The organism is Aeromonas sp. S41-2, assembly GCF_027705845.1.
GTDB lineage: Bacteria > Pseudomonadota > Gammaproteobacteria > Enterobacterales > Aeromonadaceae > Aeromonas > Aeromonas hydrophila.
Window position 1 is genome coordinate 280,540 of record NZ_JAPDCG010000002.1, and the last position, 21,909, is coordinate 302,448.

The 21,909-nt window shown below is 61.7% G+C and carries 18 protein-coding genes and 1 tRNA gene; 10 read left to right on the top strand and 9 right to left on the bottom strand.

The window, feature by feature from the left end; translation table 11 throughout:
• Positions 1-46: 46 nt before the first annotated feature.
• Complete coding sequence (gene mgtE, locus OKC44_RS05835) at positions 47-1,390, top strand: magnesium transporter (RefSeq protein WP_236766856.1); 1,344 nt, start codon at positions 47-49, stop codon at positions 1,388-1,390.
• Positions 1,391-1,454: 64 nt separating this feature from the next.
• Here mgtE and ppx read toward each other — a convergent pair whose 3' ends face one another.
• The 3 genes from ppx to OKC44_RS05850 form a co-directional block, all read right to left on the bottom strand.
• Positions 1,455-2,945 (bottom strand): exopolyphosphatase, encoded by a 1,491-nt coding sequence (gene ppx, locus OKC44_RS05840; RefSeq protein WP_236766642.1) that lies wholly within the window; start codon positions 2,943-2,945, stop codon positions 1,455-1,457.
• Positions 2,935-5,004: a polyphosphate kinase 1 gene (gene ppk1, locus OKC44_RS05845; protein ID WP_203091188.1), complete on the bottom strand. Its 2,070-nt coding sequence runs from the start codon at positions 5,002-5,004 to the stop codon at positions 2,935-2,937. Before ppk1 ends, ppx begins: the two co-directional genes overlap by 11 nt.
• A gap of 75 nt (positions 5,005-5,079) precedes the next feature.
• Positions 5,080-5,592, bottom strand: coding sequence for a glycine cleavage system protein R (locus OKC44_RS05850; RefSeq protein WP_201355707.1), 513 nt, complete (start codon positions 5,590-5,592; stop codon positions 5,080-5,082).
• A gap of 211 nt (positions 5,593-5,803) precedes the next feature.
• Here OKC44_RS05850 and OKC44_RS05855 point away from each other — a divergent pair, with 211 nt between their 5' ends.
• From OKC44_RS05855 to OKC44_RS05875, 5 genes are all read left to right on the top strand, one after another.
• Positions 5,804-6,676, top strand: a complete 873-nt coding sequence (locus tag OKC44_RS05855; protein WP_201355708.1) for a DUF2726 domain-containing protein — start codon at positions 5,804-5,806, stop codon at positions 6,674-6,676.
• Between the two features lie 278 nt (positions 6,677-6,954).
• Complete coding sequence (locus OKC44_RS05860) at positions 6,955-8,376, top strand: sigma-54 dependent transcriptional regulator (protein ID WP_029303977.1); 1,422 nt, start codon at positions 6,955-6,957, stop codon at positions 8,374-8,376.
• Positions 8,377-8,482: 106 nt separating this feature from the next.
• On the top strand, positions 8,483-9,517 hold the full coding sequence (locus OKC44_RS05865) for a sensor histidine kinase (RefSeq protein WP_024944839.1): 1,035 nt from the start codon (positions 8,483-8,485) through the stop codon (positions 9,515-9,517).
• 61 nt (positions 9,518-9,578) lie between these two features.
• The gene (locus OKC44_RS05870) at positions 9,579-10,922 is read left to right on the top strand and encodes a sigma-54-dependent transcriptional regulator (protein WP_236766643.1); all 1,344 of its coding nucleotides are present in this window, start codon (positions 9,579-9,581) and stop codon (positions 10,920-10,922) included.
• Between the two features lie 147 nt (positions 10,923-11,069).
• Positions 11,070-11,831, top strand: a complete 762-nt coding sequence (locus OKC44_RS05875; RefSeq protein ID WP_236766644.1) for a Nif3-like dinuclear metal center hexameric protein — start codon at positions 11,070-11,072, stop codon at positions 11,829-11,831.
• A gap of 118 nt (positions 11,832-11,949) precedes the next feature.
• On the opposite strand, the gene purN is transcribed toward OKC44_RS05875, so the two are convergent.
• Together purN and purM are read right to left on the bottom strand one after the other, a co-directional pair.
• Complete coding sequence (purN, locus tag OKC44_RS05880; protein WP_236766645.1) at positions 11,950-12,588, bottom strand: phosphoribosylglycinamide formyltransferase; 639 nt, start codon at positions 12,586-12,588, stop codon at positions 11,950-11,952.
• Between the two features lie 32 nt (positions 12,589-12,620).
• A complete protein-coding gene (purM, locus tag OKC44_RS05885; RefSeq protein WP_016351309.1) occupies positions 12,621-13,658 on the bottom strand; it encodes a phosphoribosylformylglycinamidine cyclo-ligase in 1,038 nt (345 codons plus the stop codon).
• Between the two features lie 175 nt (positions 13,659-13,833).
• Between purM and upp the strand changes: the two genes are divergently transcribed.
• The 3 genes from upp (at position 13,834) to hda (ending at position 16,549) form a co-directional block, all read left to right on the top strand.
• The gene (gene upp / locus OKC44_RS05890; RefSeq protein ID WP_005302745.1) at positions 13,834-14,460 is read left to right on the top strand and encodes a uracil phosphoribosyltransferase; all 627 of its coding nucleotides are present in this window, start codon (positions 13,834-13,836) and stop codon (positions 14,458-14,460) included.
• Positions 14,461-14,603: 143 nt separating this feature from the next.
• Positions 14,604-15,632, top strand: a complete 1,029-nt coding sequence (locus OKC44_RS05895) for a DUF2066 domain-containing protein (RefSeq protein WP_236766646.1) — start codon at positions 14,604-14,606, stop codon at positions 15,630-15,632.
• Positions 15,633-15,847: 215 nt separating this feature from the next.
• Positions 15,848-16,549 carry a DnaA inactivator Hda gene (gene hda, locus OKC44_RS05900; RefSeq protein WP_016351307.1) on the top strand — a complete coding sequence of 234 codons (702 nt, stop codon included), beginning with the start codon at positions 15,848-15,850 and terminating at the stop codon, positions 16,547-16,549.
• A 249-nt stretch (positions 16,550-16,798) separates the two neighbouring features.
• On the opposite strand, the gene aceA is transcribed toward hda, so the two are convergent.
• From aceA to OKC44_RS05920, 4 genes are all read right to left on the bottom strand, one after another.
• The gene (aceA, locus tag OKC44_RS05905) at positions 16,799-18,112 is read right to left on the bottom strand and encodes an isocitrate lyase (RefSeq protein WP_011706620.1); all 1,314 of its coding nucleotides are present in this window, start codon (positions 18,110-18,112) and stop codon (positions 16,799-16,801) included.
• Positions 18,113-18,187: 75 nt separating this feature from the next.
• Positions 18,188-19,795, bottom strand: a complete 1,608-nt coding sequence (gene aceB, locus OKC44_RS05910) for a malate synthase A (protein ID WP_236766647.1) — start codon at positions 19,793-19,795, stop codon at positions 18,188-18,190.
• A gap of 716 nt (positions 19,796-20,511) precedes the next feature.
• On the bottom strand, positions 20,512-20,658 hold the full coding sequence (locus OKC44_RS05915) for a hypothetical protein (protein WP_162837656.1): 147 nt from the start codon (positions 20,656-20,658) through the stop codon (positions 20,512-20,514).
• 299 nt (positions 20,659-20,957) lie between these two features.
• Positions 20,958-21,034: transfer RNA gene (locus OKC44_RS05920), tRNA-Pro, on the bottom strand.
• Between the two features lie 272 nt (positions 21,035-21,306).
• Between OKC44_RS05920 and tadA the strand changes: the two genes are divergently transcribed.
• Positions 21,307-21,846: a tRNA adenosine(34) deaminase TadA gene (gene tadA, locus OKC44_RS05925; RefSeq protein WP_168755974.1), complete on the top strand. Its 540-nt coding sequence runs from the start codon at positions 21,307-21,309 to the stop codon at positions 21,844-21,846.
• The last annotated feature ends 63 nt before the right edge of the window (positions 21,847-21,909 follow it).

Genomic DNA, 21,909 nt, shown 5'->3' on the forward strand with positions numbered 1-21,909 from the left:
ACCGTTCGCGCTCAGGCTTGCCTGAAATCACATGAGGTCATTTGTGATGAAGAAAACACAGACTCTACTCAATCGTCACCAACTGCTCGATCTGGCTGCCCTGCAGGGCTGGCTGGAGCACAACCTGGATCCGGTTCAGCGTGCCGATCAGCTGCTGACCCTGCGTCCGGAAGAGCTCAACTGCATCTTCGATACCCTGCCCACTGCCGATGGGGCGGCGCTGCTCAGTTCGCTCTCGGCAGACTGTGCCGGGCGTCTGCTGATGCGGCTGCATGCCAGCATCGTCAGCGTGTTGCAGGGGGCCATGCCCCGCCGCGACATGCTGGCCATTCTGCGTCGGCTGGGCAGCAGTGATCGCACCATGCTGCTTGCCCGCTTCCCGGAGCAGGTGCAGTCCACCTTCTACTCCTTGCTCGACTGGCCGACCGAATCGGTGGGCGCCAACATGCGCCACGAATTCCTGGCCATCGGCGATCAGGAGACGGTGGGCAGCGCCAAGCAGCTGATCCACGATGCCTGGGACAACGCCCAGCTGTTCCAGAACCTCTATGTGGTCAACAACGACCACCGCCTGCTTGGCAGCATCTCGCTCAAATCCCTGCTGATTGCCGACCCGCAACTGCCGGTGAGCGAGTTGATGGACCGGGAGACGGTGCGCATCAACGCTCGGGCGGATCAGGAACTGGCTGCCCGCCTGCTGATTGACCGCGACATCTCGACCCTGCCGGTCGAGGATCAGGGCAAGCTGGTGGGGATCTTCCACGTGGACGATGCCGCCGACATCCTGGAGCTCGAATCCACCGAGGATGCGGAGATGCAGGGTGGCTCCTCGCCGCTCGACACTCCCTATCTGCAGGCGACCCCCTGGCAACTGTGGCGCAAGCGGGTGGGCTGGCTGCTGATCCTGTTCGTGGCCGAAGCCTATACCGGTACCGTGCTGCGGGCGTTTGAAGAGCAGCTGGAAGCGGCCATCGCGCTGGCCTTCTTCATTCCGCTCCTGATCGGCACCGGCGGTAACAGTGGTACCCAGATCACCACCACCATAGTGCGAGCCATGGCGGTCGGGGAGGTGAGCCTGCGCAACCTCGGCACCGTGCTGAAAAAAGAGATCTCCACCGGTCTGCTCATCTCGGCCGCCATCGCGCTGGCCGCCTGGGTACGGGCCTGGAGCCTAGGGGTTGGTCCCGAGATCGGCATGGTCGTTACCCTGACCATCATCGCCATCGTGCTGTGGAGCGCCACCGTCGCTTCTGTGATCCCCATGGTGCTGCGCCGATTCCGCATCGACCCGGCCGTGGTGTCAGCCCCCTTCATCGCCACTCTGGTGGATGGTACCGGTCTTATCATCTACTTCGAAATCGCCAAGCTGCTGCTGCCCGAGCTGCAGTAAGCCGCCATCCGGAAAATGCAAAAGGCAGCCCGTGGGCTGCCTTTTTTGTTTCGCCGAGCCGGCGTCAGCCGAGCTGGAACAACAGTGGCCAGCCCTGCTCCTGACAGTAGCGGTGTTCTTTCTCCAGATTTTGCATCAGCAATTTGTTCTCGTCGCACCAGTCCAGTGGCAGGGTGACCACCAGCTGATCGCCGGCGGCCTGCACATGCCAATCGGGCAGCAGGTTGTCCTGGCGCCTGTGGTGGGCGGCGACTGCGAGGCGCAGGATGCGGATGCAGCGCAGGACCGTCTGTTCATCGTGGTTGGGCAGGGAAGGGAGCTCGGAGAGCTTGAGCCCCTTGCGGTGAAAGCGTACCAGCGCGGCCAGCAGGGCCTGATCGTCCTGGTTGAAGCCGGGCAGGTCGGTGTGCTGCAGGATATAGGCGGAATGTTTGTGAATGCCGCTGTAGTTGATGGCAAGGCCGATCTCGTGCAGTCGCGCCGCCCAGCCGAGGATAGCGCGATAGGGCTCTTCCGTCATCTCCCAGGGGCCGCTGAGCAGATCGAACAGGGTCAGCACGCTCTGTTCGACCCGGCCAGCCTGACGCTTGTCGATGCGATAGTGGGTGGAGAGCGCGAGGGCGGTGCGCTCGCGGATATCGTGATGCTGTAGGCGCTCCTCGAACTCGTACAGCAGCCCCTCACGCAGGGCGCCATCGGAATAGTCCATCCGCTCTATGGGCAGCGAGGTGAAGAGCCCAAGCAGGATGGCCACTGCGGCGGCAAATACCTCCTGACGCTCCTCGGTGAGGCCGGCCAGCTTGAGATCGCTGACCCGCTTGTGCCTGATCATCTCCTGCTTGAGCCGCTCCAGCCCGGCCAGGGTGATGGCGCCATCGGTCCACTCTTCCCCCTGCAACACATCGCGCACGGTGCGAATGGAGCCGGAGCTGCCGAGACAGCTCTGCCAGCCCAGCTTGCGGTACTGGTTGATGATGGGGGCTAGCTGGTGCTGGGCTTCCAGCACGGCATTGTTGAAGGCTTTTTCGCTCAGCTTGCCGTTGGCAAAGAAGCTCTGGGTGAAGCTGACGCACCCCATCTTGCGGCTGGTGAGCGCCTTGTGATCGAAGCCCTCGCCGATGATGAGCTCGGTGCTGCCGCCGCCAATGTCCACCACCAGTACCTGGCCCTCGATGTGCTGGGTATGGGCGACCCCCTGATAGATGAGGCGCGCCTCTTCCTGGCCGCTGATGATCTCGATGGGGTGGTTGAGCACCTTGGCCGCCTCGCTCACGAACTCGCGGGCGTTGCTGGCTCGGCGCAGGGTATAGGTGCCGGCGATGCGGATCTGATCCGGCTTGATGTTGGTCAGCCGCTCGGCAAACAGGGCGAGGCAGTCGAGGCCCCGGGTCATGGCTTCGGCAGACATGCGGCGCTGGCCGTCCATTCCCTCTGCCAACCGGACTCGTTCTTTTATCCGATCGACGATCTGCAGCCGTCCTTCGGTGAGGCGGGCGATGACCATGTGAAAGCTGTTCGAGCCGAGATCGACGGCGGCGTACAGGCTATTGTCCATTGTTTGACTCTATGCGTTTGAGGTAGTCGTAAATCGCGACCTGGGAACGGATCTTGCGACGGTTGCCCCGCTTCACGTATTCGTTCTTCTGGTCGGCATCGATGACCCGCGCCTTGCAGGTGTCACTCAGTTGTAGCTCGAGAATGTCGAGGATGCGCTGCTTGAGCCGCTCGTCATAGATGGGGGTACCCACCTCGATACGGCCGTCGATGTTGCGGCTCATCCAGTCGGCGCTGGAGATATAGAGCTGGGGATTGCCCTTGTTGTGGAACACCATCACCCGCGGATGCTCGAGGAAGCGGTCGATGATGCTGATCACCCTGATGTTGTCACTGAGGCCCGGCACGCCCGGACGCAGAGCACACATGCCGCGGATGATCATCTGGATGGGCACCCCGGCCTGACCGGCGGCATAGAGCCGGTTGATGAGGTCTCTGTCCACCAGGTTGTTGATCTTGAGGGTGATGCCGCTCGGCTGGCCCGCCTTGGCGTTGGAGAGCTCGTTGTCGATGAGCCGGTAGAGCTGGCGGCGGCTGTTGATGGGGGAGACCAGCAGGTGGTTGAACTTGTAGCGCCGATAAGGGTATTCGATGTACTCGAACACCCCCTCCACCTCGGCGGTGATGTCCGGGTGGCGGGTCAGCAGGGAGAAATCGGTATAGATCTTCGCCGTCTTCTCGTTGAAGTTGCCGGTGCCGATGTGGGCGTAGCGCACCGCCTCACCCTGCTCGTGGCGGGTGATGAGGCAGAGCTTGGAGTGGATCTTGAGGCTCGGCACCCCGAACACCACCTTGACGCCGGCATCGGTCAGGATGTTGGCCCAGTCGATGTTGGCCGCCTCGTCGAAGCGGGCGCGCAGCTCCACCACCACGGTCACCTTCTTGCCATTGTTGGCGGCGTCGATGAGGGAGTGGATGATCCGCGACTTCTTGGCCACCCGGTAGATGTTGATGCGAATGGCGCTGACCGCCGGATCAAACGCCGCCTGGCGCACCAGCTCGGTGAAGTGGTGGAACTTGTGGTACGGGTAGTAGAGCAGTATGTCCTGCTTGGTGATGGCGTCGAAGGCGTTGACGAAGCCGTCAAAATCGCGGCAATCCAGCGCCGGCAGCTTGGGGTTTTCCAGATAATCCCGGCCCACGTTGGGGAAGCCGATGAAATCCTTGAAGTTGTGATAACGGCCGCCCGGCATGATGGCGTCGTAGGAGCTGATTTGCAGCTTGAGCTTCAGGAAGCTGATCATCGCCGCCGGCATCTCCCGCTCGTAGACGAAGCGTACCGGCATGGCGGTGAGACGCTGCTTCAAGCCGTCACTCATCTTGTCCACCAGGCTCAGATCCAGCTGGTCGGAGAGATCGTATTCGGCATCCCGGGTCAGCTTGACCGCGTAGGCGGCTATCTCGTCGTAGTCGAAGAAGCCCTTGAAGATCTCGTCGAGACAGAAGCGGATGACGTTGTCGAGGATGATGATCTGTTTCTTGCGGCGGGTGCCCTCCGGCGGCAGCTGGAAGAAGCGGGGCAGATCGTCGGTCGGTACTTCCACCAGCGCGTACTGGATCACCTGACCGTTCTTCTTCATCTCGATGGCCAGATAGGTGTACTCGTCTTTCAGGAACTTGACCGGGTTGACCTCTTTGTTGAGCAGGATCGGGATGATGTGGCGCAGCACCTTCTCCTTGAAGAAGACCCGCAGCCACTGCTGGATGGACTCGGAGAGCTGGTACTCGTTGACCAGGAAGATGTTGTGGCGGGCGAGCGCTATCAACAGCTCCTTGTAGGTGTTGTCGAACGCCTCGCCGAGCGCCATTACCTTCTGCTGGATAGCGCGCAGCAGCACTTTGGCCTCGTCGTCGCCGCCGTGCACTTCGTTGATCAGGATGCGGCGCTTGACGTCCGATACCCGCACTTTAAAGAACTCGTCCTGGTTGGAGGAGAAGATCCCGAGGAAGCGGACCCGCTCGATGAGCGGGACCGTCTTGTCCATTGCCTCTTGCAACACCCGTTCATTGAATGAGAGCCAACTCAGCTCCTTCTCTTCATACTGCTTGTCGGTGCTCATGTGATGCCTCTGTGGTCAGGTCGCGTCTGCGCGGCAGTTATGGCGTGGAAATATGACAGATTGATGACCATCCGCTCAGTCGATGATGGCCTGATCGATGTCGACCACCAGATCGTCCGACAGCGACTCCAGCGCGCTGATGAGATCCCCCAGTTCGAGTCGGGGCGGCAGCGCCACCAGAGCATGGGCGTAGAAGAGCGGGGAGCCGGAGTGGGGGGCCGGCTCGCAGCCGGTGGTGAGGTCGGCCACGTTGATGTTGAGCTGACGCAGGATGCTGGCTACCTCGTGGACGATGCCGGCCCGGTCGTTGCCGGTGACGCTGACCATCACCTGCCGTTCCGGCTCCTGGCTGAGCTGGCCTTCGGCGAAGCTGACGGTGAGGCCAGGCAGCATCACCAGCGCCTCGCACAGGCTGCGGTAGTGCTCGTCAGGCACGCTCACGTGCAGGATGCCGGCAAATTGTCCCGCCAGCTCGCTCATGGAACTGGCCAGCCAGTTGCCTTGCTGGTGGGTGATGACGTCCGCCAGACTCTCAACGATACCGGGCTTGTCAGCGCCTATCACGGTCACGACCAATTGCTTTTGCATCCTGCTCTCCTTGGAAAATGGGTACTCCGTAGCATTGTGCCTGCTGTCACAGGCCATATGAAGCCCCGCCCACCGCAAATATGGCGAAAAAGCACCGCTGGGAGGGGGTTGGCGCCATTTCTGCACTGCCTGCGCCCGCTGCACCGTGGTAGAGTGATGCCCCTGTTTTGTATTGTGAACCGGATAGCTCTTGTGAACGGGATGTGCGCGTATGAATAGCCTTGTCGTATCGGGATTGGTGTTGTTGGTGTTGCTGCTGCTGGCGATCTTCTGGAGCAGGGGCAAGAAGGGCAAGGCGCTGCCCTATGATCTGCAGGAGACCCTGTTCAGCCCCGCCGAGCGCTCCTTCCTCGGCGTACTGGATCTGGCGGTCGGCGACCAAGCCCGGGTCTTTGCCAAGGTGCGGGTGGCCGATGTGCTGACGCCGGAGACGGGCATGGGCAAGAGCAAGTGGCAGCAGGCGTTCAACAAGATCAGCGCCAAGCACGTGGACTATCTGCTCTGCCACCCCTCCGATCTTTCCTTCATCTGCGCCATCGAGCTCGATGACAGCTCCCATCGCCACCAGAAGCGCAAGGTGCGCGACAGTTTCCTCAAGGCGGCCTTTGACAGCGCCGGTCTGCCGCTGCTGCAGATCCCGGCAAGCAGCCATTATCAGGTCGAGGAGCTGCGCGAACAGATCCTGCCGCTGCTAAGCGGTCCCCGCCGTGCCCCGGATGAGGATCTGCTGCCAGGTGATCGCCGCGAGCCCACCTTCAGCCCCCTGCAACTGGATCGGGTCGAGGTGGAAGAGCCTCGCCATGGCGGTCGTGCCCCGGCCGTGGCCCCCATCAAGGCGATCGTATCACCGCGCAGTGCGCCGCTGCCGGCGGCCGACGCCGAGCTGGTGGAGAATCTGTTTGCCGAGGTGGAGGAGGAAGAAGACGACGAGCATCCCCATCAGGTGCCGCACTGCCCGCGCTGTGATGCGCCGCTGGTGGAACGGGAAGCCAAGAAGGGCCCCCATGCGGGCCGGCTGTTCCTGGCCTGCAGCCGCTTCCCCGAGTGTCGCTACGCCGCCCCCCATACTCACGCCCGCCATTGATCCCCACCGCCAGTTTGCGGCCTGCTGCCGGCCGCAAACTGGCGCACCAGCTCGTGTTCCTGCCTCTCTTGTTTGCCCGCTGCCTGCCCACCGTACCCAAGAAAAGAGGCGACAAAATTTATCTTGTTGCGCCGTTGGGTCGATAAACTTAGGTGAAATGCGACAAATTTTGACAATGCGTCGGAATTTTGGCACTTTGTGCATCCTGCATAAAGTGCGTGGTTTGACCACATAAGCACAATAAAACAATAAGTTACGTCGAGAATAGAGGGATGGATATGATGGCAATGGGAGTGTTGATTGTTGACGCCGATGCGCAGCGGCGCCAGCAGTTGGGGACAGTTCTCTCGTTCATGGGGATCCCCTGGCAGGACGTTGCCGAGGGCGATCTGGATGTGGCCATTGAGTCATCCGGCCCGCTGCAGGGGGTGTTGACCGGTTCCCTCAACGGCCGCCCGCTGGGCGAGCTGCTGACCGGATTCCCCCGGGTGCCTTTCCTGTCGCTGGTGGAGGCCGACTTCCCCAACAGCAACTTCATCGGGGTGGCCGAGGCGCCTTTCACCTACGAATCCCTGACCCGCCATCTGCACTTTTGCCAGGCCTTCGTCTCCCTCCATCCTCGTCAACAGACCCACGACAAGGGGCAGGCGCTGCTGCGCCTGCTGGTGGGCAAGGGCAAGGGGATCCAGGAGGTGCGTCGGCTCATCAGCCAGGTGGCAGAGACCGATGCCAACGTGCTGATCCTCGGCGAATCGGGTACCGGCAAGGAGGTGGTGGCGCGCGCCATCCATGAACTGTCCGGCCGAAGCCAGGGCCCCTTCGTGCCCATCAACTGCGGCGCCATTCCGGCTGAGCTGCTGGAAAGCGAGCTGTTCGGCCACGAGAAGGGGGCCTTCACCGGCGCCATCGCGGCCCGGCGCGGCCGCTTCGAGCTGGCACAGGGGGGCACCCTGTTTCTCGACGAGATTGGCGACATGCCGCTGCCGATGCAGGTCAAACTGCTGCGGGTGCTGCAGGAGCGGTTGTTTGATCGGGTTGGCGGCGGCAAGCCCATCCAGGCGGATGTGCGCATCATCGCGGCCACCCACCGGGATCTGGAAGCCATGATCCGTACCCAGGGTTTTCGCGAAGATCTCTACTATCGCCTCAATGTCTTCCCCATCGAGACCCCGCCGCTGCGGGAGCGGGCCGACGACATCCCGCTGCTGCTGCAGGAGCTGCTCAACCGCCATGCCGAGCTGCATCAGGGGATGATCCGCCTGACCCAGCGCGCCATGGAATCCCTGATGCAGTATCCCTGGCCCGGCAACGTGCGCGAGCTCTCCAACCTGCTGGAGCGGCTGCTCATCCTCTACCCGCAGCAGATCGTCGACGTGGCTGACTTGCCGAGCCGCTATCGGTTGCTGCCGTGCGAGCCGCGGGACGAGCGGCTGACCGAGATGGACGAACGCGATGCGCTGGCCGCCGTGTTCCAGGATCCGCCCGAGCTGGATCTGCCCGCCAGCCACGCCCGCGCCATGCAGCTGCCGGAGGAGGGGGTCAACCTCAAGGAGATGCTGGCCGACCTGGAGGTGGAGCTGATCCGCCAGGCGCTGGAGTCCCAGGACGGGGTGGTGGCCCGTGCCGCCGACCTGCTTGGCATGCGCCGCACCACCCTGGTGGAGAAGATGAAAAAATACGGGATGAGCAAGGAAGCATAAGGGTCAAAGCCTTGACGCCTAGCTTCAAGGCTTTGATTTTATATGTGAATTTTAGTGGCATGGAAATTGAATAAGCTGACTCAGTCGCCAGTTTGAGGTCAGCTTTATGACAGCCCAGCCGCAGGATACCCCGCTCCAGTCTCACGAGGTGAGCCAGCTTTACGCCATCTTCACGGCGCTGCCCACCGGTGTCTTGCTGCTCGACGGCGAGGGCCGGATCACCCGCGCCAACCCGGCCGCCAAGGCGCTGCTGGGGGAGCCGCTGGAAGGTCAGGCCTGGCGCCAGATCATCGACCGCTGCTTCCAGCCCCGCGAGGATGACGGTCACGAAATTTCCCTGCGCGATGGGCGCCGGGTTCAGCTCTCGACCCAGCCGCTGCCGGATCAACCGGGCCAGCTGGTGTTCATCAACGATCTGACCGAAACCCGCCAGCTGCAAGACCGCATCAACCACATGAAGCGGTTGTCCGCCCTTGGCAACATGGCCGCCTCGCTGGCCCACCAGATCCGCACGCCGCTCTCCGCTGCCATGCTCTATGCCGCCAACCTGGCCAACCGCACCCTCAAACCGGAATCTCGCAGCCAGTTCCAGCAAAAGCTGATGGCGCGCCTGCAGGATCTCGAGAAACAGATCAGCGACATCCTGCTGTTTGCCCGCAACGGCGACAACCAGGTGGTGACCCCGACGTCGGTGCAGGGGTTGCTGGCCGAGGTGCAGGCCGGCGCCGAGGCATTTTGCAGCCAGCAGGGCTGTGAGCTGCACATGGAGGCGCCGGAGCCCGATCTCTGCCTACTGGCCAACAGCAGCGCATTGGCGGGGGCGGTCAACAACCTCATTGCCAATGCCCAGCAGGCCGGTGCCACCTCGCTTCTGGTGAGCGCGGTGCGCAGCGGCACCCGGGTGGAGCTGCGCATTCTCGACAACGGCAAGGGGATGCCCGCTCATCTGCTCAGCCAGATTTTCGAACCCTTCTTCACCACCCGCTCCCAGGGCACCGGCCTTGGGCTGGCGGTGGTGCAATCCGTGGTCCGTGCCCATCAGGGCGAGGTCAGCGTGGCCTCGGTACCCGGCGAGGGAACCTGTTTTACCCTGTCGTTCCCCCTGCACCAGCAAGCGGTGCAGCTGGGGGGTGTAGCATGAGCGTCAGGCTCGTGGAAATGAATATTGCAGCGGCCAGGTTGGCTGTGGTGGGAGGTGTAGCATGACTCAGGCCCGGATCCTGGTAGTGGAAGATGACAATGGCCTTCGCGAAGCGCTGGTGGATACCCTGTTGCTCGGCGGCTATGAGTGCCGTGAAGTGGACAGTGGCGAGCGGGCTTTGCTGGCCCTGTCGCGCCAGAGTTTCGACATGGTGATCTCGGATATCCAGATGGGAGGCATGGATGGCCTGACCCTGCTGGCCAACATTCGTCAGCAATATCCCCAGGTGCCGGTGCTGTTGATGACCGCCTACGCCAACATCGACGGTGCGGTGCGCGCCATGCGCGAAGGCGCCATCGATTACCTGGCCAAGCCCTTCTCGCCGGAGGTGCTGCTCAACCAGGTCAGCCGCTATGTGCCTGCCCAGAAGGTGGAGAAGCGGGCCGTGGTCTACGGCGATCCCAAGACCGCCGAGCTGTTCCAGCTGGCGACCAGGGTGGCCAGAAGCGAGGCCACCGTGATGGTGACCGGTCCGAGCGGGACGGGCAAAGAGGTGCTGGCCCGCTACATCCACGACAACTCCAGCCGCGCCGAGCAGGCGTTCGTCGCCATTAACTGCGCCGCCATTCCGGAGAACATGCTGGAGGCGACCCTGTTCGGCTACGAGAAGGGGGCCTTTACCGGCGCGGTACAGGGCTGCCCCGGCAAGTTCGAGCAGGCCCAGGGGGGGACCCTGCTGCTCGACGAGATCACCGAGATGGATCTGGGGCTGCAGGCCAAGCTGCTGCGGGTGCTGCAGGAGAAAGAGGTGGAGCGGCTCGGCAGTCGCAAGATGATCCCGCTCGACGTGCGGGTCATCGCCACCAGCAACCGGGATCTGAAAAAAGCGGTGCAGGACGGCCTGTTTCGCGAGGATCTCTACTACCGGCTCAATGTCTTCCCGCTGCGCTGGACGGCGCTGTGGGAGCGTCCCGGCGACATACTGCCGCTGGCGGAGCACCTGCTGGCGCTGCATGCCGCCCAGCAGGGACTGCCGACGCCGCAGCTGACCGAGGCCGCTTGCGAGCGGCTGCTGGCTCACCCCTGGCCCGGCAACGTGCGCGAGCTCGACAACGTGGTGCAGCGCGCCCTTATTCTGAGCCCCGACGGCCTCATCGGCTGCGAACACCTGATCCTGGAAGAGGTGGAGGAAGAAGAGATCCGCCTTGTCGGCAGTGAACGCAGCAGTGGCAGCGAACACCTGGGCAGCGAGCTCAAGCAGCAGGAGCACCAGATCATTCTCGACACCCTGCAGGATTGCAACGGCAGCCGCAAGGCGGTGGCCGACCGGCTCGGCATCAGCCCGCGCACCCTGCGCTACAAGCTGGCCCAGATGCGCGAGGCGGGGATCGACCTGCCGGCCTGAAGCCATTCCAGGCCCTGCCATGGGCCGCAGTGCGGGAGGCATCATGGTCTTGGTGGCCAGCCTCGATTATCATGGGGCCTCGGCGTTATGAGCCCGATTCCTGTCTGCAGCACAGCACAGGGGTCGGCGCCTTTATAAGGGACCCCTATGATCTCTCATCGAAAACTCGAAACCGTACTCAACCATCTGCTCGAACCGCATGCCATCAAGGATTACTGCCCCAATGGCCTGCAGGTGGAGGGGCGTGAGCGCATTCGCAAGGTGGTGACCGGCGTCACCGCCAGCCAGGCCCTGATCGATGCGGCCGTGGCCGCCGATGCTGACGCCATCCTGGTCCATCACGGCTACTTCTGGAGCGGTGAACCGGCCCAGATCACCGGCATGAAACAGCGCCGCATCAAGACCCTCTTGACCCACGACATCAACCTGTTTGCCTACCACCTGCCGCTGGACGTGCACCCCGAGGTGGGCAACAACGCCCAGCTCGCCAAGCTGCTCGACATCAAGGTGCGCCGCGGCCTCGAGCCCTGGAACAGCAAGAGCGTCGCCATGGTGGGCAAGTTGGAAGAGCCCATGAGCGGGTCTGACTTTGCCAAGCTCATTACCGAGCGGCTCGGCCGTGAGCCGCTCCATTGCGGCGACAGCGGCCCCGAGCTTATCCGCTCCGTGGCCTGGTGCACCGGCGGCGGTCAGAGCTACATCAATCTGGCGGCGGAGCAGGGCATCGATGCCTTCATCTCCGGCGAAGCCTCCGAGCAGACCATCCACACCGCCCGCGAGATGGGGATGCACTTCTACGCCGCCGGTCACCACGCCACTGAGCGTTACGGCGTCAAGGCGCTGGGGGAGTGGCTGACCACAGTGCACGGGCTGGAGGTGACCTTTATCGATATCGACAATCCGGTCTAGGTTTGATTAGCCGCGTCGTGGGGTTATCAGACGTGACTGCAGCAAATGCGCTGGTAGATAGAAATGACAAGGGAGGCCTGGGCCTCCCTTGTTCTATTTTGCATGCTGTTGTTAGCGATTACTCGCTGGCATAGCCTGCCGGGCCAAGCTGCTTACCATCGAGCAAGGCAGACCCTGCTTGCATCTGCAAGCGCCCTTCACAGAACCACTGCACCACCAGCGGGTAGATGCTGTGCTCCTGCACCTGTACCCTGGCCGCCACCTCGTCAGCATCATCCCCTTCGAAGATGGGGACGCGGGCCTGCAGGATCACCGGGCCGCCGTCGAGCTCTTCGGTGACGAAGTGGACGCTGGCGCCATGTTCGTCGTCGCCGGCCTCGATGGCACGCTGGTGGGTGTGCAGCCCCTGATACTTGGGCAGCAGGGAGGGGTGGATGTTGATCATCCGCCCGGCAAAGTGCCGCACCAGGTCGGCACTCAGGATCCGCATAAACCCGGCCAGTACCACCAGATCGGGCTGATAGTCCGCCATCAGCGCCAACAGGGCCGCGTCATACTCCTCCCGGCTGGCAAACTGCTGCTGGGCGAGGATGGCGGTGGCCACCCCCGCCTCTTTGGCACGCACCAGACCATAGGCATCGGCCTTGTTGCTGATGACACCGACCACCTCACCGGCAATCTTGCCATCGGCACAGCCGTCGAGGATGGTCTGCAGGTTGCTGCCGTTGCCGGAGATCAGCACCAGGATGCGCTTCATGGGGGAGGTCATTTGGCTGTTGATCCGGTCATTCATTGAATGATGACCTGCTCCTCACCATCGGCCGCCTTGGCGATATGGCCGATATGCCAGGCGTTCTCGCCTTCGGCCTTGAGCAGGGTCAGCGCTTTTTCCAGCTGATCTGCTGGCAGGGCGATGATCATGCCGACGCCGCAGTTGAAGGTACGGTACATCTCGTGGCGGGTGACGTTGCCGGCCTGCTGCAGCCAGCTGAACACCGCCGGCCACTGCCAGCTCTGTTCGTCGATCACCGCCTGGGTGTTGGCGGGCAGCACGCGCGGGATGTTCTCCCAGAAGCCGCCACCTGTGATGTGGGACAGGGCGTGGATCTCGCACTCCTTGATGAGCTTGAGCACGGGTTTCACGTAGATGCGGGTCGGCTCCAGCAGGGCGTTGGCCAGGGTGGTGTCACCCAGCGGCTGCTGCACGTCGGCCTTGGAGACTTCCAGGATCTTGCGTACCAGCGAGAAGCCGTTGGAGTGGGGGCCGCTGGCGGCCAGGGCGATCAGGGCATCCCCTTCGCCGACCTTGCTGCCGTCGATGATCTCGCTCTTCTCCACCACACCGACGCAGAAGCCGGCGATGTCGTAGTCTTCCCCTTCATACATGCCCGGCATCTCGGCGGTTTCGCCGCCCACCAGGGCGCAACCGGACTGCTCGCAGCCGGCACCGATGCCGGTGACCACGGCTGCGGCAGTGTCGACGTCCAGTTTGCCGGTGGCATAGTAGTCGAGGAAGAAGAGGGGCTCGGCGCCCTGCACGATCAGGTCATTGACGCACATGGCCACCAGGTCGATGCCGACGGTGTCGTGCTTCTTCAGGTCGATGGCGAGGCGCAGCTTGGTGCCCACCCCGTCGGTGCCGGAGACCAGCACCGGCTCCTTGTAGCCCGCAGGGATTTGACACAAGGCCCCAAAGCCGCCAAGACCACCAAGGACTTCAGGACGACGAGTGCGCTTTGACACGCCCTTGATACGTTCAACCAGTGCATTGCCGGCATCGATATCCACGCCAGCATCCTTGTAGCTCAGTGAGGTTTTGTCAGTCACGCGTATTCCCCGTCATATAAAGAAGTGGAGGGTAAAATTCGGGGCGTATTCTAACAGTGGCGGTGAAAAACCAGAAAGGAAATCGTTTGCGCGTTTTTGCGCGGAAATGCTCTACAAGCGGCGGCTTTTGTTGTATGATTCCGCGATTTTTTTGCGGCAGTTAGAGGAGATAATAATGAAAGTCGTTGAAGTCAAACACCCCCTGGTCAAGCACAAGATCGGTCTGATGCGTGAAGGCGATATCAGCACCAAGCGTTTCCGTGAACTGGCCAAGGAAGTGGGCAGTTTGTTGACCTACGAAGCGACCTCTGACTTCGAAACCGAGAAGGTTACCATCGATGGCTGGAATGGGCCAGTGGAAGTTGACCAGATCAAGGGCAAGAAGGTCACCGTGGTGCCCATCCTGCGTGCCGGTCTGGGCATGATGGATGGCGTGCTGGAGCACATGCCGAGCGCCCGCGTCAGCGTGGTCGGTATCTACCGCGACGAAGAGACCCTGCAGCCGGTTCCCTACTTCGAGAAGATCGTCAGCAACATCGAAGAGCGTCTGGCGCTGGTCATCGACCCCATGCTGGCCACCGGCGGCTCCATGATCGCCACCATCGACCTGCTCAAGAAGAAGGGCTGCCAGTCCATCAAGGTGCTGGTGCTGGTTGCCGCGCCGGAAGGCATCAAGGCGCTGGAAGCCGCTCACCCGGACGTGGAGCTGTTCTGCGCCTCCATCGATCAGGGCCTGAACGAGAAGGGCTACATTGTTCCGGGTCTGGGCGACGCCGGCGACAAGATCTTCGGCACCAAGTAAGCCTCGATCGCCTCATCGCGCGCCAGCAGGCGCGCAAACGGAGCCGGCACCCCGCCGGCTCCGCTGTTTCTCCCGCCCCGGCTTGCTGCCATGCGCGCCTTGCCGCTACCATAAGCACCATCTCCCATTTCGAGACTCCTCTCATGCTCAAACGTGTTGTGACCGCCCTCTGCTGCGGCTTGTCATTCATGGTGTCGGCCGCCCAGGTGACCGATCTCTATCAGGGCAAGGCGCCCACCAGCGGCGATATGGCGGCAGCTCAGTCCCAGGCCCTGGGCGAGGTGCTGATCAAGGTGACCGGCAAGCGCGACATCCTGACCCAGCCGGCGGTGGTCAAGGCGCTGGCGGCCCCCGGCGAGTTCGTGCAGCACTACGGTTATCAGGACGTGGGGCCGGTAAAGTTTCTCAAGGCCGATTTCGACGTGGCCAAGGTCAATGCCCTGGTGGCCGAGAGCAAGTTCGCCCTGCTGGGCCCGGCTCGGCCACAAGTGGCCATCTGGCTGGTGATCAATGAAGGGGAGCGGCGCATTCTGCCGGATCAGTCCAGCGATGGCTGGGCTGCCGCCTTGCGTACCCAGGCCCAGGCCATGGGGCTGCCGGTCAGCATTCCGCTGATGGACTTGGATGACAACATGGCGGTCAACGCCACCGACGTCTGGGGCCGCTTCGCCGACCCCATCCTCAAGGCGAGCCAGCGTTACGGCGCCGAGATGGTGGTGCTGGGCAAGCTGACGCCCGATGGCAAGGAGGAGGGCAAGTGGAACATTGACTGGGGACTCTACGGCCCCAAAGCGGGCGGTGACCTGAGCGAACTGACCAAGGGTGAGGGCGCCGGCACCCAGGCCGAGGTGGCGCAGACGTTCGCCGATGCCCTGGCAGGCTGGCTGGTGCAGAACTACGGGGCGCGCATCTCGGGTGTCGCCTCCAGCCAGACACTGGTGGTGGAGGGGTTGTCTGGCATCGACGGCATGATCACGGTGCAGAAGATGTTGCAGGGGATGGCCAGCGTCACCAAGGTGGAGATTGGCAAACTGGAGGGGGACAAGGTGACTTTCAACCTGAGCCTGCAAGGGGACAAGGCCGAGCTCATCCGCGGGCTGCAGCTGGAGAGCCGGCTGCGCCAGCTGGCGGATACCCCCGAGGGGCTGAGCTATCAATGGTCGCAGCCCTGATCCTGGCGAGGATCCTGACCGGCTGTCCGCGCACAACCAGCGTGGGCCCAGGGTGCGGTTTTTCGCGCCGGCCAAGGAGTAGCCGCTTTCGTTAGCAATGGTCGCAGCCTGGATCCTTTATGAGGATCCACACCGCCCGGCATCGTCCGGGCGGTTCTCTATCCGCCTTCGCGATGATACACTTGCCCGCAAATGTCACAGTCAAAGCCCAACGAGTGAAGCAACCGGCCCAACTGTCTTTAGCCGTACAACTACCGGATGATGAAACCTTCGTCAGTTTTTATCCCGGCAACAATGCTCATCTGATCACCGCCCTCAAAAATGCGGCCATTGGTCAGGGCTCGCCTTTCCTCTATTTCTGGGGGGCCAAGGGATCGGGCCGCTCCCATCTGCTGCATGCTACCTGCGCCGAGGTCAATGCCCGCGACGCCGCAGCCGCTTATCTCTCCCTCGATCAGTTCGAACAGCTCGACCCCAGCATGCTCGACGCCCTCGAAAGCCTGCCGCTGGTCTGCCTCGACAGCCTGGAGGCGATCGCCGGCAATGCGCTGTGGGAGCGGGCCCTGTTCGATTTTTACAACCGCTGGCAGGAGAAGGGCGAGGGTACCCTGGTGGTGACCGGTTGCAGCGCGCCGCGCAAACTGGGGCTGCAACTGCCGGATCTCGCCTCGCGCCTCGACTGGGGAGTGAGTTTCCATCTCGACGAGCTGGACGATGAAGGCAAGCTCAGTGCCCTGCAGCTGCGTGCCGAGCTGCGGGGCTTCAAACTGCCCATCGACGTGGGCCGCTTCCTGCTCAACCGCCTCTCGCGCGACATGCGCACCCTGCTCACCACTCTCAATCAGCTCGACAATGCTTCCTTCCGTGCCAAGCGCAAGCTGACCATTCCCTTTGTCAAAGAGATCCTCGAGCTCTGAGAACCTGGTCACGTTCTTACTGTGAGGCCGTGAGCAAGGCTCATGTGCTGCTCGGAATCCTCATGTATCCATATACACTCCGGTTCCTGCGCTGCTCTTCACCTTGCTGACGACCTCTCGTCACAGACCGTGAACAGGTTCTATCGCTTTGTTCCTTCTCCCTTCGGGAGAAGGGCCTTTCAAAAAAGAAACCCCGGCCACTGGCCGGGGTTTTGCTATCTCAAGGACTCTCTCAAAGAGTTCCGCCTATCAGTGGAACTGATCTTCTTCGGTCGAGCCGGTCAGCGCGGTCACCGAGGATTGGCCACCCTGAATGACGGTGGTGACCTTGTCGAAGTAACCGGTACCCACTTCCTGCTGGTGTGCCACGAAGGTGTAACCCCGCTCGGCAGCGGCGAATTCCGGCTGCTGCACCATCTCGACATAGTGCTTCATCCCTTCGCCACGGGCGTACTGGTAGGCCAGCTCGTACATGTGGAACCACATGTTGTGGATACCCGCCAGGGTGATGAACTGGTACTTGTAGCCCATGTCGGACAGCTCCTGCTGAAAGCGGGCGATGGTGGCATCGTCCAGGTTCTTCTTCCAGTTGAAGCTCGGCGAGCAGTTGTAGGCCAGGATCTTGTCCGGGTACTGGGCCTTGATGGCCTCGGCAAACTTGCGCGCCTCGTCCAGATCCGGCTTGGCAGTTTCGCACCACACCATGTCGGCGTAAGGGGCATAGGCCAGACCGCGGGAGATGGCCTGTTCGATACCGGCCTGCACCTTGTAGAAGCCTTCTGAGGTGCGCTCACCGGTCAGGAAGCCGGCATCGTACGGATCGGCGTCCGTGGTCAGCAGGTCGGCGGCGTTGGCGTCGGTACGGGCGATCACCAGGGTGGTGGTGCCGCAGACATCGGCTGCCAGACGGGCCGCGATCAACTTCTGCACCGCTTCCTGGCTCGGCACCAGCACCTTGCCGCCCATATGGCCGCATTTTTTCACTGATGCCAGCTGATCTTCGAAGTGCACGCCGGCGGCGCCCGCTTCAATCATCCCCTTCATCAGCTCGAAGGCGTTCAGCACGCCGCCGAAACCGGCTTCGGCATCCGCCACGATAGGCAGGAAGTAGTCGATGAAGCCCTTGTCCTGCGGGCCCACCTTGTTGGCCCACTGGATCTGGTCGGCACGGGCGAAGGAGTTGTTGATGCGCTCCACCACCGACGGCACCGAGTTGGCCGGGTAGAGGGACTGATCCGGGTACATGGTGGAGGAGAGGTTGTTGTCCGCCGCCACCTGCCAGCCGGAGAGGTAAATTGCCTCGATGCCCGCCTTGGCCTGTTGCACCGCCTGACCGCCGGTCAGCGCGCCGAGGCAGTTTACATAGCCTTTCTTGGCGCCGCCGTGGATCAGTTCCCACAGTTTGTCGGCACCGCGTTGGGCCAGGGTGTGCACCGGTTGCAGGCTGCCACGCAGGTTTACCACGTCTTCGGCGCTGTAGCCGCGCTTGATCCCTTTCCAGCGGGGGTTTTCCGCCCAGTCTTTCTCGATAGCCTGGATCTGTTGCTCACGGGTCAGTGCCATATCAGTTCCCTCTTTCATTGATTTCACGTTTCCATTGACTTGTTATTGGCGAGCCCCGCTGGGGAGGCCCGTAGTTCAGAGCCGCTCGTAACCGGGCAGCGTCAGAAAATCGATCAGAGTATCAGCGCAGGTGATCTGTTCCATCAGCTCGCTTGCCTCGGCGAAGCGGCCTGCCTGCCAGCGCTCGGCCCCCACTTCGGCTTTGACCACCTCCTGCTCCTCGGCCAGCATCTGGCGGAACAGCTCCTTGGTCACCACCTTGCCGTTCGACAGGCTCTTGCCGTGGCGGATCCACTGCCAGATGGAGGTGCGGGAGATCTCGGCGGTGGCGGCATCTTCCATCAGACCGTAGATGGGCACGCAGCCGTTGCCGTTGATCCAGGCTTCCAGATATTGCAGCGCCACCCGGATGTTGGTGCGCATGCCGGCCTCGGTGCGCTCACCTTCGCAGGGGGCCAGCAGCTCGGCGGCCGTGATGGGGGTATCCTGCTCGCGCAGCACGCCTATCTGGTTGCTGGCGCCAGCCGGGATAGCAGCGTTGAACACCGCCATGGCGGTATCGGCGAGGCCGGGGTGGGCCACCCAGGTGCCGTCGTGGCCGTTGTTGGCCTCACGCTCTTTATCAGCCTTCACCTTGGCAAATACCTGTTCATTCACGGCAGGATCTTTCGCCGGGATAAAGGCCGCCATGCCACCCATGGCCAGCGCGCCGCGCTTGTGGCAGGTCTTGATCAGCAGCCGCGAATAGGCGGAGAGGAAGGGCTTGTCCATGGTCACTACCTGACGGTCCGGCAGGACGCGATCGGGGTGGTTCTTCAAGGTCTTGATGTAGCTGAAGATGTAATCCCAGCGGCCGCAGTTGAGGGCGACGATGTGATCCTTCATCTGATAGAGCAGCTCATCCATCTCGAACACCGCCGGCAGGGTTTCGATCAGCACGGTGGCCTTGATGGTGCCGCGGGGCAGGCCGAACTTGTCCTCGGTCCAGGCGAACACTTCGCTCCACCAGCGCCCTTCCAGATGGCTCTGCAGCTTGGGTACGTAGAAATAGGGGCCGGAGCCCTTGGCCAGCAGCGCCTGATAGTTGTGCAGGAAGTAGAGAGCGAAGTCGAACAGGCCGCCGGGAATGGGGGCTCCATCGAAGGTGACATGTTTTTCCGGCAGATGCAGACCGCGCACCCGGCAGATAAGCACGGCCGGATCGGCGTTCAGGGTGTAGGCCTTCCCTTCCGGGCTGGTGTAGGAGACGGTGCCATTGACCGCATCGCGCAGGTTGATCTGACCCTCGATCACCTTGTTCCAGGCCGGTGCCAGCGAATCCTCGAAGTCCGCCATGAATACCTTGACGTTGGCGTTGAGGGCGTTGATCACCATCTTGCGCTCGACCGGGCCGGTGATCTCCACGCGGCGATCTTGCAGGTCGGCGGGAATGCCGCGCACCGTCCAGTCTCCGGCGCGGATGTGGGCGGTTTCAGGCAGAAAATCGGGCAGCTCGCCGCCGTCGATACGGGCCTGGCGCGCCACACGTTGTTTCAACAATTCGTCCCGTTGGGGAGCAAAGCGTTCCACCAGTTCGGATACCAGGGCCACCGCATCCGGCGTCAGAATTTGCGCGTAATCGGGATGCGTCTCGCCCTGGATGCGCAGACGAGCGCTGCAGTGGGTCTGGGCCGGTGCCGACATAGGGTTCACTCCTTTGAGAATTACATTTTGAACTAATTAACTACGACTAAAGTCGATCCCTGTTTTTTCAAACTTCCCGTAACAACGGGGTAACACGATTCATAAGGTGCGAAATATTGCTCTATTCGTCAACAGGTTTTTTAAAACGCACGTTTTGCTCATGATATTAAGTTGATGTTTATGAACAATTTATATGATTAGCGTAAAAACTCTATGCAGATGGTTATGCTCTTGTTTTTCATCCCCTGCCGGTGGCGGATGGTGAGGGGGGGCAGGGACGCAGGGGTGTAAGTTATTACGTAATAAAATTACAAATGCAAAAACAAATCCCGACCTAACTCCAAGCTTCTAAAAAACACATGTATGAAATGAAAGGTGTAAACCCAGCAGGCATTTAACTCCTGCTGGTGTTAAGGAGAGAACGCTTGTTTAAAACAACCAAAGCTAAAAGGGGTCGAATGGGATCTGGTCGGCAGAAGAGGAGAAAGTGAGGCGCAATAACGTAGGTTTGTATCACTTGGGTGGATGAGGCGCCTGGGGGCGGGGAGGGGATGTGGTAGTTGATATGACTACTGTTATTTAGTTATGCAGCATTTTGTTGTTATTTGTGTCAGCGGGCCATCCTGGCCCTCAAAGGAGGTAAAACGGGGCGCTATTTCCAGTGCCACTGCCATTTTCTCCCGGTAGTTCAAAAGCGACATGTCTGCGCCGTCGACTCAGTAATCATCGTCCGGGGCCGCCAGATCGACGACATCGAGCCGCACGACCGGGCCGTGTTCGGTGGCATACTGATTGGTTGCCGACTCGGTAGCCGGTTGGGGCAGAGGGGCGTACTCGGGCTGTGTTTCAACTGCTTTGGTCATGGGTGCTTGCCTCATTGATTGCAAGCCGGTCGGTGACTCCATCACCCGCGCTCCCACCTCCCTGTTTGAACTGCCGGCGGAAAAGTTGCGTATCCTAGCGGGACTCTTGAAAGGTTTCAAGTGGTTCTGAATGAAATTTGTACCACAACTGTGTGGTGACTCTGCGACAGGCTCACCCAGGAAGAGCATTGAGCGGGTCGGCTGACGCGCTACGACAGTTTTGGCGGAAATATGTGGCGGAAATATAAAGCAGGCAAAAAAATAGCCCAGTCGCGAGACTGGGCTATTTTCGGGGAAATTGGTCGGTGTGAGAGGATTCGAACCTCCGACCCTCTACACCCCATGCAGATGCGCTACCTGGCTGCGCTACACACCGACGAGGTCAGTTCGAGCTGACGGAGGGAAGTCTAATGATCTGAGCAAATGGGTGCAACTCCTTTTTTATCAGGGAGATGCTGACTGCTTCTTTATTGTGCAGGCAAGATGCGACTTGGGGCTGTGGCGCAGATTTGGCATAATCGCCGCCCCGTATTGCCGGGGATCCCGCCACATGCTGCTTGGTGGCATTACCCGGTTGCGGTCAATGGCCGGCAGGCAATCAAGCTGCAAGTGAGTGGCCGACAACCCGTCACAGAGAGGAGCCAGGGTGTGAAACCATCAGACGTCACAGAATCAGTGAGCCAGCGCGAGCAGGATGAACGCTGGATGCGCCATGCCATGGCGTTGGCCGAGAGGGCGGAGGGGATCGGCGAGATCCCGGTCGGGGCCGTGCTGGTGCTGGGTGACGAGATCGTGGGGGAGGGCTGGAACCGCTCCATCAGCGAGCACGATGCCTGTGCCCATGCCGAAGTGATGGCGATCCGGGCCGCCGGCGTTCGGCTGCAAAACTACCGTCTGCTCGATACCACCCTCTATGTCACTCTGGAGCCCTGCTGCATGTGCGCCGGTGCCCTCATCCACTGCCGGGTCAAGCGGGTGGTCTACGGTGCCCGTGACCTCAAGACCGGCGCGGCGGGTTCGGTGTTCGAGATCTTGCAGGACCCGCGCCACAACCACGGGGTCGAACTGACCGGCGGTGTGCTGGCCGATGCCTGCTCGGCCCAGTTGTCGGATTTCTTTCGGCGGCGGCGCGCCGAGAAAAAGGCCGCCAGATTGGCACTGCAACAAAGCGGCGGCCCCGCCGACTGAGAACGGCGAAGTCGGCGAGGCCGCCTTCGCGCGTTACATTATCCTGAATCTTCTTATAAAACA

Bases quoted from the DNA above. Each gene is read 5' to 3' on its own strand.
- upp (WP_005302745.1), top strand. From the start codon at position 13,834: ATGAAAGTCGTTGAAGTCAAACACCCCCTGGTCAAGCACAAGATCGGT.
- OKC44_RS05855 (WP_201355708.1), top strand. From the start codon at position 5,804: ATGAATAGCCTTGTCGTATCGGGATTGGTGTTGTTGGTGTTGCTGCTG.
- OKC44_RS05860 (WP_029303977.1), top strand. From the start codon at position 6,955: ATGATGGCAATGGGAGTGTTGATTGTTGACGCCGATGCGCAGCGGCGC.
- OKC44_RS05875 (WP_236766644.1), top strand. From the start codon at position 11,070: ATGATCTCTCATCGAAAACTCGAAACCGTACTCAACCATCTGCTCGAA.
- OKC44_RS05870 (WP_236766643.1), top strand. From the start codon at position 9,579: ATGACTCAGGCCCGGATCCTGGTAGTGGAAGATGACAATGGCCTTCGC.
- mgtE (WP_236766856.1), top strand. From the start codon at position 47: ATGAAGAAAACACAGACTCTACTCAATCGTCACCAACTGCTCGATCTG.
- purN (WP_236766645.1), bottom strand. From the start codon at position 12,588: ATGAAGCGCATCCTGGTGCTGATCTCCGGCAACGGCAGCAACCTGCAG.
- ppk1 (WP_203091188.1), bottom strand. From the start codon at position 5,004: ATGAGCACCGACAAGCAGTATGAAGAGAAGGAGCTGAGTTGGCTCTCA.
- OKC44_RS05895 (WP_236766646.1), top strand. From the start codon at position 14,604: ATGCTCAAACGTGTTGTGACCGCCCTCTGCTGCGGCTTGTCATTCATG.
- aceA (WP_011706620.1), bottom strand. From the start codon at position 18,112: ATGGCACTGACCCGTGAGCAACAGATCCAGGCTATCGAGAAAGACTGG.
- OKC44_RS05915 (WP_162837656.1), bottom strand. From the start codon at position 20,658: ATGACCAAAGCAGTTGAAACACAGCCCGAGTACGCCCCTCTGCCCCAA.
- OKC44_RS05850 (WP_201355707.1), bottom strand. From the start codon at position 5,592: ATGCAAAAGCAATTGGTCGTGACCGTGATAGGCGCTGACAAGCCCGGT.
- ppx (WP_236766642.1), bottom strand. From the start codon at position 2,945: ATGGACAATAGCCTGTACGCCGCCGTCGATCTCGGCTCGAACAGCTTT.
- OKC44_RS05865 (WP_024944839.1), top strand. From the start codon at position 8,483: ATGACAGCCCAGCCGCAGGATACCCCGCTCCAGTCTCACGAGGTGAGC.
- aceB (WP_236766647.1), bottom strand. From the start codon at position 19,795: ATGTCGGCACCGGCCCAGACCCACTGCAGCGCTCGTCTGCGCATCCAG.